The organism is Neobacillus sp. C211 (genome assembly GCF_051842875.1).
Classification (GTDB): domain Bacteria; phylum Bacillota; class Bacilli; order Bacillales; family Cytobacillaceae; genus Neobacillus.
In genome coordinates, this window is record NZ_JBPXRO010000038.1 from 1 (window position 1) to 16245 (window position 16245).

14 protein-coding genes and 9 tRNA genes are annotated in these 16245 nt (G+C 40.6%); 2 read left to right on the forward strand and 21 right to left on the reverse strand.

The features are described 5' to 3' along the window. Positions 1-57 precede the first annotated feature (57 nt). The 10 genes from ACSU6B_RS25130 to ACSU6B_RS25175 form a co-directional block, all read right to left on the reverse strand. Positions 58-131, reverse strand: a tRNA-Gly gene (locus ACSU6B_RS25130). Positions 132-147: 16 nt separating this feature from the next. Then, positions 148-224 (reverse strand) — tRNA-Pro (locus ACSU6B_RS25135). Between the two features lie 6 nt (positions 225-230). Further along, a tRNA-Arg gene (locus tag ACSU6B_RS25140) sits at positions 231-304 on the reverse strand. 60 nt (positions 305-364) lie between these two features. Then, a tRNA-Leu gene (locus ACSU6B_RS25145) sits at positions 365-450 on the reverse strand. A gap of 61 nt (positions 451-511) precedes the next feature. After that, positions 512-596, reverse strand: a tRNA-Leu gene (locus ACSU6B_RS25150). Positions 597-620: 24 nt separating this feature from the next. Further along, a tRNA-Gln gene (locus tag ACSU6B_RS25155) sits at positions 621-695 on the reverse strand. A gap of 62 nt (positions 696-757) precedes the next feature. Further along, positions 758-829: transfer RNA gene (locus ACSU6B_RS25160), tRNA-Glu, on the reverse strand. An 11-nt stretch (positions 830-840) separates the two neighbouring features. Further along, positions 841-931, reverse strand: a tRNA-Ser gene (locus ACSU6B_RS25165). A gap of 3 nt (positions 932-934) precedes the next feature. Further along, positions 935-1009: transfer RNA gene (locus tag ACSU6B_RS25170), tRNA-Asn, on the reverse strand. Positions 1010-1273: 264 nt separating this feature from the next. Further along, positions 1274-1747 (reverse strand): SprT family protein, encoded by a 474-nt coding sequence (locus ACSU6B_RS25175; RefSeq protein ID WP_410889058.1) that lies wholly within the window; start codon positions 1745-1747, stop codon positions 1274-1276. Positions 1748-1842: 95 nt separating this feature from the next. Here ACSU6B_RS25175 and cmpA point away from each other — a divergent pair, with 95 nt between their 5' ends. Further along, the gene (gene cmpA, locus ACSU6B_RS25180) at positions 1843-1956 is read left to right on the forward strand and encodes a cortex morphogenetic protein CmpA (RefSeq protein WP_088085061.1); all 114 of its coding nucleotides are present in this window, start codon (positions 1843-1845) and stop codon (positions 1954-1956) included. A gap of 249 nt (positions 1957-2205) precedes the next feature. Here cmpA and ACSU6B_RS25185 read toward each other — a convergent pair whose 3' ends face one another. The 6 genes from ACSU6B_RS25185 to acpS form a co-directional block, all read right to left on the reverse strand. Further along, positions 2206-4380 carry a Tex family protein gene (locus ACSU6B_RS25185; RefSeq protein ID WP_410889060.1) on the reverse strand — a complete coding sequence of 725 codons (2175 nt, stop codon included), beginning with the start codon at positions 4378-4380 and terminating at the stop codon, positions 2206-2208. Positions 4381-4563: 183 nt separating this feature from the next. After that, positions 4564-4914 carry a type II toxin-antitoxin system endoribonuclease NdoA gene (gene ndoA, locus ACSU6B_RS25190; protein ID WP_007083556.1) on the reverse strand — a complete coding sequence of 117 codons (351 nt, stop codon included), beginning with the start codon at positions 4912-4914 and terminating at the stop codon, positions 4564-4566. Between the two features lie 4 nt (positions 4915-4918). Continuing rightward, positions 4919-5200 (reverse strand): CopG family ribbon-helix-helix protein, encoded by a 282-nt coding sequence (locus ACSU6B_RS25195; protein ID WP_066097189.1) that lies wholly within the window; start codon positions 5198-5200, stop codon positions 4919-4921. A 271-nt stretch (positions 5201-5471) separates the two neighbouring features. Beyond that, positions 5472-6635: an alanine racemase gene (alr, locus tag ACSU6B_RS25200; protein WP_410889062.1), complete on the reverse strand. Its 1164-nt coding sequence runs from the start codon at positions 6633-6635 to the stop codon at positions 5472-5474. Positions 6636-6759: 124 nt separating this feature from the next. Beyond that, positions 6760-7773, reverse strand: a complete 1014-nt coding sequence (locus ACSU6B_RS25205; RefSeq protein WP_410889063.1) for a LolA family protein — start codon at positions 7771-7773, stop codon at positions 6760-6762. A 194-nt stretch (positions 7774-7967) separates the two neighbouring features. Then, positions 7968-8318, reverse strand: a complete 351-nt coding sequence (gene acpS / locus ACSU6B_RS25210; protein ID WP_410889064.1) for a holo-ACP synthase — start codon at positions 8316-8318, stop codon at positions 7968-7970. A 105-nt stretch (positions 8319-8423) separates the two neighbouring features. Between acpS and ACSU6B_RS25215 the strand changes: the two genes are divergently transcribed. Continuing rightward, the gene (locus ACSU6B_RS25215) at positions 8424-9149 is read left to right on the forward strand and encodes a rhomboid family intramembrane serine protease (protein WP_410889066.1); all 726 of its coding nucleotides are present in this window, start codon (positions 8424-8426) and stop codon (positions 9147-9149) included. Between the two features lie 211 nt (positions 9150-9360). On the opposite strand, the gene ACSU6B_RS25220 is transcribed toward ACSU6B_RS25215, so the two are convergent. From ACSU6B_RS25220 to ACSU6B_RS25240, 5 genes are all read right to left on the reverse strand, one after another. After that, positions 9361-10824, reverse strand: coding sequence for a PH domain-containing protein (locus ACSU6B_RS25220; protein WP_410889067.1), 1464 nt, complete (start codon positions 10822-10824; stop codon positions 9361-9363). Beyond that, positions 10814-11290, reverse strand: coding sequence for a PH domain-containing protein (locus tag ACSU6B_RS25225; protein ID WP_410889068.1), 477 nt, complete (start codon positions 11288-11290; stop codon positions 10814-10816). Before ACSU6B_RS25225 ends, ACSU6B_RS25220 begins: the two co-directional genes overlap by 11 nt. Before the next feature lie 266 nt (positions 11291-11556). After that, complete coding sequence (locus ACSU6B_RS25230; RefSeq protein WP_410889069.1) at positions 11557-13053, reverse strand: DEAD/DEAH box helicase; 1497 nt, start codon at positions 13051-13053, stop codon at positions 11557-11559. A gap of 591 nt (positions 13054-13644) precedes the next feature. Next, the gene (locus ACSU6B_RS25235) at positions 13645-15024 is read right to left on the reverse strand and encodes a UDP-N-acetylmuramoyl-tripeptide--D-alanyl-D-alanine ligase (protein WP_410889071.1); all 1380 of its coding nucleotides are present in this window, start codon (positions 15022-15024) and stop codon (positions 13645-13647) included. A 103-nt stretch (positions 15025-15127) separates the two neighbouring features. Next, a complete protein-coding gene (locus ACSU6B_RS25240) occupies positions 15128-16201 on the reverse strand; it encodes a D-alanine--D-alanine ligase (protein WP_410889072.1) in 1074 nt (357 codons plus the stop codon). Positions 16202-16245 lie beyond the last annotated feature (44 nt).

Sequence of the window (16245 nt, forward strand, 5' to 3'; positions counted from 1 at the left end):
GTTTGTTTACACGATTTTGTTTGTTTAGTTTTCAAAGAACAATTATTAAAGGTAATTTGGAGCGGGTGAAGAGAATCGAACTCTCATCATCAGCTTGGAAGGCTGAGGTTTTACCACTAAACTACACCCGCGTAAAATTTATTCGACTGGTCGGGAAGACAGGATTCGAACCTGCGACCCCTTGGTCCCAAACCAAGTGCTCTACCAAGCTGAGCTACTTCCCGTAAAAATGCGCCCTGAGAGATTCGAACTCCCGACCTTTTGATTCGTAGTCAAACACTCTATCCAGCTGAGCTAAGGGCGCATGTATTGAAGTCAACTTTTAAAGTATATCAGACTCAGTATTGTTTGTCAACAATTTATTTGGTGCGGCCGAGAGGACTTGAACCTCCACGGGGTTGCCCCCACTAGGCCCTCAACCTAGCGCGTCTGCCATTCCGCCACGACCGCACGATATTTAGCGACAAAAACAATCATAACATACTAACCAAATTAATTCAAGTAAAACATTTGGTGCGGGTGAAGGGAGTCGAACCCCCACGCCTTGCGGCGCCAGATCCTAAGTCTGGTGCGTCTGCCAATTCCGCCACACCCGCATTTAATATTGATTTATAAAAAAATGGCTGGGCTAGCTGGATTTGAACCAACGCATGTCGCAGTCAAAGTGCGATGCCTTACCGCTTGGCTATAGCCCAATATTTGATGTTTATAAAGATTAAGAAACAGGAAATGAATCAATGTCACTCCCCGTCCCAGATGACCCCTACGGGACTCGAACCCGTGTTACCTCCGTGAAAGGGAGGTGTCTTAACCGCTTGACCAAGGGGCCTAAAAATTATATGGCGGAGAAGGAGGGATTTGAACCCTCGCGCCGGTCACCCGACCTACACCCTTAGCAGGGGCGCCTCTTCAGCCTCTTGAGTACTTCCCCATATGGCTCCGCAGGTAGGACTCGAACCTACGACCGATCGGTTAACAGCCGATAGCTCTACCACTGAGCTACTGCGGAATAATAATATTACATTCTCTAATCTAAGCTATATTACAACCATGTCCCCACCTCAGTAAGTAACCCAAGGAGCGTCTCGGTGTGTACAACTCGCAGCAAATTCATGATGCCTCGCTCGTCTCTACCACTGAGCTACTGCGGAATAATACTATTAAAAACCTTAGATCAATTAGGCAATCACCTTATCGACTCTTTACATTATAATGACGTTATAATAGAAAGTCAATATAGTTTTTAGATAAAGATTTTTTCCAAATTCTTACGTCATTCTAATATTATTTCTTTTATTTTCGTCAACTTCCCCCTACATTTTCCACAAACATATCTGCTTGTATCAATGCTTCTTTTTCGCCTGTATGATAGCTGACATTTCGAGCATTGATATATAAGGATTCTTTTGGATGTTCGTTTTACTGGTCTATCGGGTAATTGTGCACAAAATCGCGGTGCTCCTACTTTTTTTAATAATTGCTTAAACTCTTGGTCTCTATGCTGATACCCCTTCCCTTCAAGGTGAAGATGATAATGGCATAGCTCATGTTTAATGATCCCCACTAATTCTTTTACACCTAGCTGCTCGTAATATTTTTTATTTATTTCAATATTATGTGTGCCAAGAAGGTATCTGCCGCCAGTTGACCTTAGTCTTTGATTGAAAGACGCTATGTGTCGAAACTGCTTCCCAAATGATTCAACAGATACCTTTTCAACTAATGATTGAAGTTCTTGTTGTTCCATTTAGGGACCCTCACTTTCTTTGCGAACATGACAACCTATTATAGCATATATTGTATATACCTTTAATAATGATGTACTTTTCGGGAGGTTTTATTATGCCAACTTGGTTGCAAAACCAAATGAAAAGAGCTTTCTATGAGAAGGATCGCTATCAGATCAAGATGCTAAACCAGTGCTGGTTCTTTTACAGAAAAAAACACTTCTCTTAAGTTCATGAGGGCAATTTATGCACTTCTCTTCCTATTTTTGTCCTCATGAAAACCTCATGAGGACAACTTACACCATTCCCTTCCTATTTCTGTCCTCACGAACATTTTTGAGACCCTTTCCCTTCACATCTAATAATTATTTCTAAGAGTTAATTGATAGGGACAAAAATAAAAAAGAAGACCAACTCGCTTTGCGAAATGGTCTTCTTTAATGGTGATAATATTATTACAGGAACCCGTTACTTCCAACTAGTTCGAAGGCGCCAGCATTGTTAACGCAACCCTGCCTTTTTTCATATCAACAGAATCCACCCATACAGTGACTACATCCCCTACTGACACAATGTCCAATGGATGCTTTACAAATCTATTGCTTAGTTTGGAAATATGCACAAGCCCGTCCTGCTTAACGCCGATATCAACAAATGCACCGAAGTCCACAACATTCCGAACCGTACCTTGCAGCTCCATACCTGCTTTTAAATCCTCTAACTTAAGGACATCTTTTTTCAAAAGAGGGCGTGGCAAATCATCGCGCGGATCGCGTTCCGGCCTTACCAAAGCATCAATAATATCCTTTAGGGTTAATTCCCCGATAGCAAGTTCTTCTGAAACAGCTTTTAAATCAATCCCATTAAGAGCAGTTATTAACTCATCCGAACCAAGGTCATCAGTTGTAAATCCTAGACTCGCTAATAATTTCTTCACTTCGTCGTAATTTTCCGGATGAATCCCTGTTCGGTCAAGCGGCTGCTTGCCATCTAATACGCGCAAGAACCCTATCGCCTGCTCATAGGTTTTTGCACCAAGACGAGGTACTTTCTTTAATTGAACCCTGCTCGTAAATTTCCCTTCCTCTTCACGCTTTTTGACAATATTATTTGCAGCAGTCTTGTTAAGCCCCGCTACATACTGTAAAAGTGATGGAGAAGCAGTATTCACATTTACACCGACCCGGTTAACGGCTGTTTCGACCACAAAATGCAACGATTCTGACAGACGTTTCTGGGAAACATCATGCTGGTATTGACCAACACCAACCGATTTTGGGTCAATTTTAACCAATTCCGCTAATGGATCCTGCAACCGGCGTGCAATAGAGGCTGCACTTCTTTCTTCTACCTGCAGATTCGGAAACTCTTCTCTGGCTAATTCCGAAGCAGAATAGACACTGGCCCCTGCTTCATTGACAATTAAATAGAAAATCTCTTCATCCATTTCTTTTAAGATATCTGCGACAAACTGTTCTGTTTCCCTTGAGGCTGTGCCATTTCCGATGGCCGCCATTTCAACCTTATACTCGCGGAGGATGTGAATAAACTTTTCGCGCGCTTCCTTGGCTTTGTTAACCGGTGGGTGGGGATAGATCACATCTATCTTCAGCACCTTACCTGTTTCATCTACGACTGCTAATTTACAGCCTGTCCTGTAGGCTGGGTCGACACCGATGACGACTTTGCCTTTCAACGGTGGCTGTAAAAGTAAGTTACGAAGGTTTTCAGAGAATATATGTATGGCTTGCTCTTCACCCTTATCCGTTAATTCATTGCGGATTTCCCTCTCAATGGAAGGCTGAATTAATCTTTTGTAGCTATCTTCCATCGCTTCTAACACAATGGGTGCTGATGGAGAGTGCTGGACACGGATCCATTTTCTCGCCAAATATGACAGGATTAAATCGGCATTCATTTTAATCGAAACTCTTAAAATGTCCTCTTTTTCACCGCGATTTAAAGCGAGAATTCGATGCGGAACAATTTTATTTACAGGTTCTTCATATTCATAGTACATTTCGTAAACGTTTTTCTCGTCTTTTTCCGCTTCTTTGACCACCGATACAACTGCACCGGATTTAAACGTTTCTTTACGAATCCATTTACGGCTTTCAGCATCATCAGAAACCCATTCCGCAATAATGTCTTTCGCGCCTGCAATTGCATCCTCAACCGTAAGGACTTCTTTTTCTTCTGATAAAAATTGTTTTGCTTTTTCTTCCACACTTTCTTTTGTAAAAGTCAGCAGCCACTCTGCTAAAGGTTCTAAGCCTTTTTCTTTTGCAATCGTCGCTTTTGTCCGTCTTTTTTGTTTATATGGCCTGTATAAGTCTTCAACCTCTTGAAGCTTTTCGGCTTTGGTAATCGCCTGGTTAAGTTCATCTGTTAGTTTCCCTTGTTCAGCAATGATTCGAATAACCTCTTCTTTTCTATGCTCAAGGTTTTGGATATACTGCCAGCGTTCTAAAATATTGCGAATCTGTACTTCATCAAGCGCTCCTGTCATTTCTTTCCGATATCGAGCAATAAAAGGAACTGTATTGCCTTCATCTAATAATGAGATAACACTTTGTACTTGTTTATGAGATATTGTCAGTTCAGCTGCAATTTTCTTTAACAATTGATCATCTTTTACGATTGTATCATTCACAAAACAATCCTCCATTCCTTTTCATTCTATTGTATCAGAATCATTAGACCGTTTCATTAAAGTGCCTTCTGCAATTTATTCAAAAAAAAATAGGCGAGCATATGAGCTCGCCTAAGCAGAAGTAGAAAATGAGGTCAGGATATGTATGAAAAAACGCTCTTCCTAAAAAGAGCGTGCTTTAAATTAAAATTCGATGAGACCCAGGCTAACCTGCAAGGCTTCATCCACTTTTTCCATCATTTCGTCATCGAGATGGGTGATTTTATCGGTTAACCGCTGCTTATCAATTGTACGAATTTGCTCTAACAGAATGACCGAGTCTCGTTCAAATCCGTAGCGCTTCGCATCAATTTCTACATGAGTAGGAAGCTTGGCTTTTTGAATTTGAGCTGTAATCGCTGCAACAATCACTGTGGGACTAAACCGATTCCCGATGTCGTTTTGGATGACAAGTACAGGTCGGACGCCGCCTTGTTCAGAACCAACAACTGGGGATAGGTCCGCGAAATAAACGTCACCACGTTTGACTATCAAAGGATTATCCTCCGCTTACAAGACGTTCAACTGTGTGTTCTGCCTCATATTCTGCTAAAAATGCTTCTGATGCAATTCTAAGATTTATCTTTGCCATTTCCATGTATCCGCGTCTCATCGACTCGCGAATTTGTCTCTTTTTTCGTTCGCGTAAATACATTTTTGTTGCTTGGTAGATAAACTCGCTGCGGTTTACATTTTCTTGTTTAACAAAACCATCTAATTCCGTTAAAAGATGTTGCGGTAACTTCACTAAGATTTCCGTAGTTGCGCCTGACTCAGCCACAAACATACACCTCCACCATCACTACACACCATTTTTATCTAACCAGAATTCCTTCTGACGCATAAATTCAACACACTACATGAGTCGACCCAGAGTCGGTTTCATACAGTGAGTTTCACTTATCTATCTGTACCATATACAATAATAACACTTATCGAACTTATTGCATAGACTATTTATAATACTACTGTATTATAAGCCAATAAAACACTCTTTTATGCACAAATTACCGCAATATCATAAATATGACTAGAAAACTTCATTTAGCCCATTAATCTTCAAGAAGGTAATTTTTTAAATCGACAATTTTCCCGCCCTTTTTATAAAGGCGCGGAACTCGATTTGCAATGATACATGGAACTTCATAATTAATTGTGTCAAGCTTTTGGGCGATTTCATTAACGGAAATAAACTGATCCTCGTCCCCGCCGATTAATGTTACGGTGGTCCCAATTGGAACATGATATGGGAGACGAATCATACATTGATCCATACAGATTCGACCGACAATCGGCAACCTCGTTCCCTTAACAAGCACCTCTTGGCCTTGCAGTTTGCGAATCCAGCCGTCTGCATAACCAATCGGAATGGTCCCAATCCACTCTTCTTCACCGGTTTCATACGTTGCCCCATAGCTCACTTTTTCGCCCTTTTGCAACTTCTTTACATGGACAAGTCGTGACCTGAGTGAAAATGCTTCCCGGAGCGGAAAAGGAATTTCACTTTCCATTTCAAGTGAAGGTGCCAGGCCATACATTGCAATGCCAATCCGAACGGCATTAAAATAAGCGCTAGGATATCTTAGTGCAGCAGCACTATTGCTTGAGTGGATATACTTCGGTTGTTCTTTTAGCCCATTGGCCATACTGTCAAATAACGCTAATTGCTGACGAAAATAGGTTTCATCCAGTTCATCAGCCGTAGCAAAGTGTGTATAAATCCCTTCCAATATAAATTGGACATTTTCGGAGATGATTTGTTCGATTGCAATTAACTCTGGTAAGCTGCGAACACCAATCCTCCCCATCCCTGTATCTACTTTGATATGAAAAGAAATTCGATCTTCTGCCTTAAGATGTTTTATGGCATCTTGCAGCCATTCCTTCTGGAAAACTGTAAGGGTAATATTAAATTTCGCTGCCACTTGAACATCTTCAGGCCGTGCAGCACCCAAGACAAGAATAGGAGCAGTAATTCCTTTCTTTCTTAAGGCTATCGCTTCATCCATAAAAGCAACTGCTAAATAGGCTGCACCTGCTTCAAGGGCTGTTTCTGCCACTTGAATATCACCGTGGCCATATGCATTTGCTTTGACAACTGCGATCATATTCACGTCTTGAGGCAAATGCTTTTTGACGGAGGCAACATTGGCAAGAATACAATCTAAATCTATTTCCGCCCATGTATCTCTATAAAAAAAACCTTGCTCTTCCATGTTTCCACTTCCTAATAGCTTTAATTAAATATCATTCCATTTTATCACAAAAATTATCATACTGCTGTTTACTTTCATTTACAAATAAAAACAGGCCCTGTAAAGAGCCTGCTAGTATCAATATTTATTTTACTGCTTCACCTTGGACAGATGCTGCAATTTCAATCATTTCTCTCTTCGTTAGGTTTTTCGATGCAATCATATAATCCACACCATTATGCGACCAAGAGAGGGAGTGTTCCGAAACTGCTCCGATAGTCATACCTAAGTCGACAATATCACCTTCAATATAGGTTGGATTCGCAGACGCTGTTTTTGCTGTTACCTTTTCCTGGACAAGCGTGAACGATTTTTTGCCATCATAGGTGAGGACAACCCTCTTGCCATCTTCTAGCGCCACTTCTTTTTCCTCAATCAATTTTGTCCCTTTAAGTTCTGTAGTTGGATACATAACGGTAAAGGCATCATCGCCGCCATCTGCCATAGCAGGCAAATTAAGCTGCGCACGTGTCATGTTTTTCTTCATATCGAAATCATCCTTGTCAAAGCTGGCATTAAATTTCACTTTGGAAAACTCAACAGTTACAAGGGCATTTCGATCCGGATCCATTACTTTTACCACAGCAGGTGATAAATCACTTTTATTCAATTTGATTTCTTGGAATGGCAGCATTGTATTGTTTTGATAGCGGGTCTTCGTTTCGAATACATAATATTCTTTAGTGGTGGAGAATTTTGCACTTTTATCGGCAACAATATCCTTAATCAGCGATTCATACAAGTAGGCCTGGCTGCTGTTTTGCGGCCAATCGCTTTGGAAGCGGAAGCTCTTATTTAGAGCAGGTGTAAGAACAAATACGCCTTCGTTATTCCTTAATATCATCTGACTTTGGTCTTTTTGAGCATTTTTCAAATTCACGCGATAAAAGGTAGGATCTTTATGCCAAATTTCAACCTTATAAATTTGTGAATCAGATCCCATTTTCAATGTCATTTTTGCATTCACCTTATAGCCACTTAAGTCATCTAGTTTCCCCGTTAGCTCTTTTACCACATCACCTTGTGATTTAGAACCGCAGGCCGCTAGTACAAAAATGACCATGAGCCCCGTGATTAGCAGCAATAACTTTTTCCTCATTCCTTCAACCCCTTCTTGTCTCATTTCATATGATTATAGAGAAGAGAAAGGCAGGGGTCAGGCAATGGAGTTTGCTTTCCAAAATGACCATAGCTGACCTTGTCTCTCCTGTTTCCCTATGAATATATGAGACAACCTAAAGGAATATGATAAGGAGTTGCCAAGCTATTTATTTTTATAAAAATTTATATGCTCTAAATTTCTTCAATAATTACATGCGCTACGGCGTAATCTCTACTATGTGAAATAGATAAATGAGCATGCCTCTCTGGCTTTGCAAAAAAGGGTTTTCCGGAACTATCATTTTCTATTTCAATATCTAAAAATGACAGTTCCTCTCCAATACCTGTGCCATTCGCTTTAGAATACGCTTCTTTCGCTGCAAAGCGCCCTGCTAAAAACTCTACTTTTCTGACAGCCGATAAACCTTCAAATTTTAGCCGCTCATTCGGAGTTAACACGCGGTCCACAAACTTCTTTTGTCGATTGATGATGTCCTCAATCCTTGAAAGTTCAATAATATCGATCCCAATCCCTTTAATCATCGTTCATCTTCCTTCTATTTAATATACAATGAGCATAAGTAATAGTGTACGAGGACGGAAATTAGTTTATTAATATTTTAATGTGAAACTCAGGAGGTTTTTATCATGTTTACGAGAACGGAAAGTTTTCGCGATTTTATCCGCCTTTATCCGATTGTTTCTATTATTATTACCATTCATGTAGGATTATTTCTATTAACGAGTATAACCATCTTCCCTAACTCTTGGTTCTTTGAAAATCTTTCTGGAGTTAACCTTTATATTAAGGAAGGGGAATATTGGCGGCTGATTACACCGACCTTTATTCATAGTGGTTTTTCACACATGCTGTTTAATAGCTTTTCACTTGTGTTATTTGGACCGGCACTGGAGCGAATGCTTGGAAGCGGCAGATTTTTATTTGTCTATCTGCTGTCAGGTTTTATTGCAAATGTCGCCACACTGCTGCTCCAGCCGCTCACCTATACCCACGTTGGCTCAAGTGGAGCGATATTTGGTTTGTTTGGTTATTACCTGGCGGTTATTATGTTTCGGAAACATATGCTTTCCAAGCAAAACTCGCAAATAATCCTTACTCTTTGTGTTGTTAGTCTTATTATGACATTCTTACAGCCAAATATTAATATTACCGCCCATCTTTTTGGATTACTTGGTGGTTTTTTAATGGGGGCGATTCCTTATTTTAATAAAAAAGATTTATCCGATTCGATTCGAGGTACCGCGAGCTGGGCCAGCAGTAAGAAAAGCAGCATCTCCTATCAATCTCCATTGAAAGTGATCATTTGGGCCTCGATTATTATCATTGCTATTCTCGGATTACTAGCACAATAAGAAAAGCGCAAGCGCCCTGTTCAGCGGCGTATGGCCTGGAGTGCTCCAACTGAGATAAAGGAAACACGAAGAGCCGAAGGTGCATTCGTGCTTGACTTATCGTAGGGCGGAGAGCGAAGGACACTAGCCGCTAGGGCGCTGGAGCTGGACAATTTTCAAAGTCGAAATTTATACTTTCTTATTTTGAAATAACAGGGATTTGCAGTCGAAACTACCTTTCACTGCAAATCCTTTTTTCTTTGCCGCTAGAATACCAATCATAAATTTTCTTTAGATCACCCTTTTCCATATCAACAACAGTGCCGCCTGCATCACCGACGCCCGATTTCACAAAGGCTTCGAATGTTCCTAATTCTTGTTTCTGCTGAAAATAACTTTCTCTTATTTCCAAGCTTTGAATCTTATTTTTCTTCATCATAACCGTCGTTCGAATCATCATTAACGTCCGGTATCTTAGCGTTAGCTGCTGTTCAGCAAGAGTCCAACCAGCTGCCTTATATTTTAAAACAGCCCCAAGCGTCATCGCACCAAGCAGGATGATGGAAAGAAGGCCCCAAGTCTTCAAAAATAGCAGCGACACAATCACGATCGGAGTAGCAATGTACCAGTGCCTGAATATATAGCGCCACATCGACCGTTTCGGTATTAGGGTAAAGGTGGTCGGGACAAGGTACTCTGTAATGGCCGGGTCAAGGATTGAAGCAATCTGATCTAGCTTGACGATTGGCAAAAGGGTCACTTTAGAACCCTCTTGATTGGCCGATGACCCGCCAGCACTTTCCGCATATACGGTCGCATAACCGAGGGGTTGTCTGACAATATTTTCACTGATGCGAATCGCTTGGATCCGCTTCAACGGAATTGTTATTTGTCTTCTCTCCAACAGACCCTGAGTAATAACTAAATCATTGTCTTTTTTGATCACAGTAAAATTAGCATACTTTAGCATCGTACCAATGAGCGCGATTACCCATGCAAGGAAAAATCCAATAACCACAAGGATCGTAAGCAGGATCAGACTAGGGGCCGTCCATTTTTCAATACCGCTGGCTAATCTTCGAAAGGGAATCAGGTCATCCACTTGACTTAATAACGCAAGGACAGCTGAGATGACCACCCCAACACCACCTGAGGTTAGGGAAAGAATCAATAATTGTCCGGTGGATATTTTATAAACGGATTTACCCTCAGGTAGATCTTTTCCTTCGATTGCCCCGTTCCCTTTAGCTGCTGCCGTAAATTCCTGGATTACCAGAGCCTCCTCTTTCGATATCCCAGAAAGGACGGCTTCCGCTTCTTCTGCTCCCACTCCGCCAGCCGTTTCAATTTGGAGTTTTACCATCCCGAACAATCGTTGTAAAATACCTTCGGAAAGATCGATACTTTGAATTCGTTCATATGGAATGTATCTTTTCTTCCGAATGAAAATCCCATCATTAATCCGGAGTTCATCCTGTTCCAAATTATATGTATACCGTAACCACGAGAGGAGACTGGTGATAAAAATAATAATAATTGATATAAAGGATACACCCAAGGCGAATAATAACGGACGCCCACTATCGCGAGTAACCGAAAATGTAAAAGCAGCAATTGGAAAAATAAAGTTTTTTATTCTTTTACCCATATATCCCAAAATGGCTATGGGATGAAGTCGTTTTGGTTTAGACATCATCTTCAGCAACCCTTGCTAGTTTCGATATATTGAACCTTAATTGTTCTGCTTCTGTTTCTTCTAAAGCAGGAATTTGATGGGCTGTGGCCGCCGTATGAACAATCACAGAGGCTAATTTGTACTTTCTTAGGATTGGTCCTTGGACGGTATCTACATGCTGAACGCGAACCATCGGAATCAAGGTACGACTCCGGATAAAGAAACCATCCTGCAGCTCTATTTCTTCCTCACGAACTTCATATCTCCACCATTTCCATCTGAGTGCAGGAAACAGAAAAATATGTAAAAATGTAAAAATAACTCCTAATATGATAAGGGTAAGCGAAATCCAGAAGGGACCATCGAAAATATCTAATAGTAAAACAATAACAGCTGTGATCGACCATTCTATGACAACCTTGATTACTGCAGAGATTCTCCATACCTTTAAGGCCTTTTCCGAAAGTCGATTTTGCGGTTCAACCATTCATCTCTCCCCCTGCTTCACAATCTCAAAATCAGTTTAAGTATACATGGTTGGGGAGTACGGCACTACTACTTATTCGATAATAAAACTAGACTGGTCAATTCACGTAACTCCTTCACGCTCATTCAAATCCTTTTCCAATTGAAAAAGCGCCGCATCTTTTTGCTTCTCTTCAATCATACAGTGGATCTCTGGAATCTATGTTTACTGTTCCCCTTTTGGTCAAATAAAAAAAGCATGAACGATATCGTCCATGCTTTTGTATTTTAGTGGTTAAAAGTTCTTGGCTTTGATGTTGACTTACCGCCACCGCCAGTTCTTTTTTCACCACTGCGTGGCTTTGTTGGTGCTTTTTTTCTGTTACGGTCCCCGCCGTATGAACCTGAACCTCTAGAATCATCTCTTCTTCTACGGTCACGATCTTGGGGTTTTCTTTCTCGTCTTTGTGGAAGCTGTTCTTCTGTCAGCTTAACCGGTGTTGTATCCGGTTCTTTTGTTAACATTTTCAACACAGCTGCGACAACAGTTGCTGCATCATTTTCTTCCAACAATTCTTGAGCTGCTGCTTTATAATAATGTAAGTTGTTTGATTCAATCGTTGCTACGATTTTTTCTACAACTGCTTTTTGTTGACCTTCTAATGCTTCATCAAGCGTAGGAGCTTTCATTTTTTCCATCTTGCTTCTAGTAGTTCTTTCCACGACAGCAAGATATGATTTTTCACGTGGTGTAATAAATGTTAAAGCTACACCCTTTTTACCGGCACGACCTGTACGTCCAATACGGTGAACGTAGCTCTCAGGATCTTGAGGGATATCAAAATTGTATACGTGAGTTACTCCGGAGATATCAAGTCCCCTTGCTGCTACGTCTGTTGCTACAAGCACGTCAATTGTTCCTTCTTTAAATTTACGAAGAACTGACATACGCTTTGCCTGAGTTAAATCGCCGTGAATACCTTCTGCCGTATAACCTCTTAAAGTTAATGCCTCCGATAATTCATCGACACGGCGCTTTGTACGACCAAAAACAATCGCTAGTTCAGGGGATTGAATATCAAGAAGTCTTGTTAATACATCAAACTTATTTCTTTCCACTACTTCAAGGTAATACTGTTCAATTGAAGGAACGGTCATTTCTTTCGTTTTGACACGAATAATTTGCGGATCCTTCATGAACTTTTCTGCCATTCTTTGAATCGGCCCTGGCATGGTTGCAGAGAAAAGTAATGTTTGACGTTCTGCTGGTGTTGAAGCAAGAATCGATTCAATATCTTCAATGAATCCCATGTTTAACATTTCATCTGCTTCATCAAGAATCACTGTGTTTACTGTTTCGAGGCGCATCGTTTTTCTGTTGATATGATCTAATACACGGCCTGGAGTACCAACAATGATATGTGGTGCTTTCTTTAATGAGCGAATCTGACGGCTGATATCCTGCCCGCCATATATTGGCAATACGCGAACTCTTTTGCCTGAACCAAGTTTATATAGTTCTTCTGATACTTGAATCGCAAGTTCACGAGTTGGCGCAATAATAATACCTTGGATTGCATCCGCACTAATATCGACTTTTTCAATCAATGGAATCCCAAATGCAGCTGTTTTACCAGTTCCTGTTTGAGCTTGCCCGATCAAATCAATACCTTTTAGCCCCAATGGAATAGTTTCTGACTGAATTGGTGTTGCCTCCTCAAAACCCATTTTGAGGACGGATTGTAACGTGGCCTGACTTAGACCTAATTCTTCAAACTTTGTCAATGTTTTCATTCTCCTTCATCTATGTGAAAATATTTTTTAAGTGCTGAATATTTTCGCCTGATACTCAGAAAAGCGGAAGCGCCTGCTCTTAGAGGCGAAAAGCGCTTGAGGGCCCAAGTGAAGTCCTATTTTGAATTAATAAAAATGCTATAGGTTATCTTTCATCTTTGATCAAGTAGGTTTAAAGTTCATCACGGATAAAATAAATTTTAATTTTTTCACATGATGGCAGTGGATTTTTATACTTCATCTTAGGCAGGACCGAAACGGCTCGGTTCCCTTGGCGCTTGAGCGGACACGCATCAAAATGCCGTAAATAGGTAACATCTTTATTTTACCAAAAAAAAACATGCTCCCTCAAGGAGTATGCCCTTTAATAATCGTTCTTTAGACACGTTGATGAATATCATACCACTGTTGCTAGTATTTTGCAATAAAGACAAGTTTGTTACAGGTTCAAACCGATCCTATTACTTCATCAAATTGTCCAGTACTCGAAAAGAAGGGCAACTTCTCCACACAAGGGGGGTCTCAGTTATTTTTCTTTTATCAAGCTTAAATCATTCATTAATTCGTCAGTTTTAATTTCTTTTATTTTTTTTGCAAAGCCGTTACGATTTCCTCTAATTTCATACCTCTTGATGCTTTAACAAGGATTAAGGTATTTTTATTTACATGCCGCTTTAATTCTTGAATAAGTGGTGCTTTTTCTGTAAAAGCAAACACTCTTTCTTCTCCCAAAACAGTTCGGGCTGAGTTTGCAATATGCCCCCCTAAGTTTCCATAGGTAAACAGAAGATCGACTTTATCACCGTTTAAAGCAGTTCCAATTTGCTGATGATACTGTTCTTGCTGTGGGCCAAGCTCTAACATGTCCCCTAAGATAAGGATTTTTCGATCATACCCCTTAAGATTGGAAACTAATTCGATCGCCGCCATCATGGAAGTGGGACTTGCATTATAAGCATCGTTAATTATTTTTTCGCCTTGACCCCCTTCTACCAACTCCATACGCATATTCGTTAACTTTATACTAGCTAACCCCTCATTCATTTTTTCGAAAGGGATTGAAAAATAGTTAGCAATCAACATCGAGGCAAGTGCATTTAAAATATTATGCGTTCCTAATACTGGAAGTTCGAAAGTAGTCTTTGAAGTGTTGATGTTGAAACGATTCCCATTCTCTAACTGAGTAATATCAGTTGGATATAGATCATTCGTTTCATTTCTGCCGAATGTTTTAACCTGTACATTGCCTTTATGTTGTTGAATTCGTTCCATCAGCAGTGGTTCATCGCCATGGAGGACAGCAAGTCCCCCTTCTTTTAACCCTTGGAGGATTTCAAGTTTCGCTTCCGCGATTCCCTCCCTTGAACCGAGGTCGAGAAGATGTGATTCACCAATATTGGTAATCACTACAGCATCCGGGCATGCAAGCTTCGTTAGAAATTCAATTTCACCCCTGCCGCTCATTCCCATTTCAAGGACGGCAATTTCAGTGTCTTCGTGTAATCCTAAAACCGTTAATGGAAGACCAATATGATTATTATAATTTCCTTCTGTCTTTTGAACCTTATAATTTGTGGCAAGAATGCCAGCAGTCATATCCTTTGTCGTAGTTTTCCCATTACTTCCAGTGATACCGACCACTTTTACGTCTAATTGCTGCCGGTAGTTTCTTGCTAATTCTTGTAAGGCCACGAGGCAATTATCGACAATCAAAATAGGTAAATGTGTGGGCGGGTTCGGGACATCCTTTTGCCAAAGGGCCGCAGCTGCACCTTTACTGATGGATTCTTCGACATATTTATGTCCGTCTGAAACCTCTCCTTTAAAAGGAATAAACAGGTTACCATTTTCAATCTTACGGGAATCAATGGAAACACCCGTGATTATCGTTTCAGCAAACGTACTCATATCATTTTGAGCAGAAACCATTTCAGCAATCTGTTTTAACGATCGTTTTATCATTGATATCCTCCTTTTTCTAAAATAATCTTGGGACTCCGCTAATCGGATATTCCTCTTTATTAAATAAAAACTGACACGGCAGCTACAGCCGTGTCTCCGTTTTTTAGAAAGTAAACTTTATCTGTTGTTTCTCTGCATGTCTTTCTTTCGCAAGACTTACAAGCCGCTCAATCAATTGTGGATACTCCAAGCCTGTGTGCTTCCACAAGAGCGGGAACATACTAAATGGAGTGAAACCAGGCATCGTATTTACCTCATTAATTAGCGCTCTTCCATCTTTTGTTAAGAAGAAATCGGCACGGACCAAACCAGAACAATCTAAAGATTTAAAAGCTTGGATTGCCATTTGATTAATTTGTTGTGATTCTTCGTCTGTTATGTCAGCAGGGATGATCAGCGCTGTATCCCCGCTCTCATATTTCGCTTTATAATCATAGAAATCCTTTTTTGGTACAATTTCACCGGCAACCGAACATTCAGGCTCATCATTCCCAAGAACCGCCACCTCGATTTCACGAGCAACGACGCCTTCTTCAATGATGACTTTGCGGTCAAATTGAAAAGCTTCGGCAAAAGCGGTTTCTAATTCCGCACGATTTGTACATTTGCTGATTCCGACACTGGAACCAAGGTTTGCGGGCTTTACAAAGCAAGGATAGCCAAGTTCTGTTTCGACCTTGCTATAAGCCTCTGCTTTTGCTTTCTCCCATTCACTTTTAATAAAGGCAACATAGTTTACTTGAGCAAGCCCCGCCTGTGCAAATACATTTTTCATCATAACCTTATCCATTCCTGCTGCTGAGGCTAGCACTCCATTGCCGACGTATGGCAGGTTTAATAGTTCTAATAAACCTTGTACGGTTCCATCTTCCCCGTTTGGTCCGTGCAGCAACGGAAAGATAACATCAAGTGTTTCCTGCTTCTCAGCTTGGAAAAGTGCGGGCGCGAGCGATAAAGGCGATAATTGATTTCCCTCTGCAAATTCAAGCGCCTTCACGTTTTCAACCGGCTCACTTAACTGCGGTCCTTTAATCCATTTTCCTTCTGTATTTATGTAAATAGGATGAATTTCAAATTTTTCAAGGTCTAACGCTCGAATGACAGCCAGTGCTGTCTGCAGAGACACCTGGTGTTCGGCTGATTTTCCTCCATATAATAAACCTAATTTTGTTTTCATACGAAAACCTCCATTTTCTCATTCACGGTTATATTTTAACACTT

Bases quoted from the DNA above. Each gene is read 5' to 3' on its own strand.
- ACSU6B_RS25175 (WP_410889058.1), bottom strand. From the start codon at position 1,747: ATGGAACAACAAGAACTTCAATCATTAGTTGAAAAGGTATCTGTTGAA.
- cmpA (WP_088085061.1), top strand. From the start codon at position 1,843: ATGCCAACTTGGTTGCAAAACCAAATGAAAAGAGCTTTCTATGAGAAG.
- alr (WP_410889062.1), bottom strand. From the start codon at position 6,635: ATGGAAGAGCAAGGTTTTTTTTATAGAGATACATGGGCGGAAATAGAT.
- ACSU6B_RS25205 (WP_410889063.1), bottom strand. From the start codon at position 7,773: ATGAGGAAAAAGTTATTGCTGCTAATCACGGGGCTCATGGTCATTTTT.
- acpS (WP_410889064.1), bottom strand. From the start codon at position 8,318: ATGATTAAAGGGATTGGGATCGATATTATTGAACTTTCAAGGATTGAG.
- ACSU6B_RS25215 (WP_410889066.1), top strand. From the start codon at position 8,424: ATGTTTACGAGAACGGAAAGTTTTCGCGATTTTATCCGCCTTTATCCG.
- ACSU6B_RS25220 (WP_410889067.1), bottom strand. From the start codon at position 10,824: ATGATGTCTAAACCAAAACGACTTCATCCCATAGCCATTTTGGGATAT.
- ACSU6B_RS25225 (WP_410889068.1), bottom strand. From the start codon at position 11,290: ATGGTTGAACCGCAAAATCGACTTTCGGAAAAGGCCTTAAAGGTATGG.
- ACSU6B_RS25235 (WP_410889071.1), bottom strand. From the start codon at position 15,024: ATGATAAAACGATCGTTAAAACAGATTGCTGAAATGGTTTCTGCTCAA.
- ACSU6B_RS25240 (WP_410889072.1), bottom strand. From the start codon at position 16,201: ATGAAAACAAAATTAGGTTTATTATATGGAGGAAAATCAGCCGAACAC.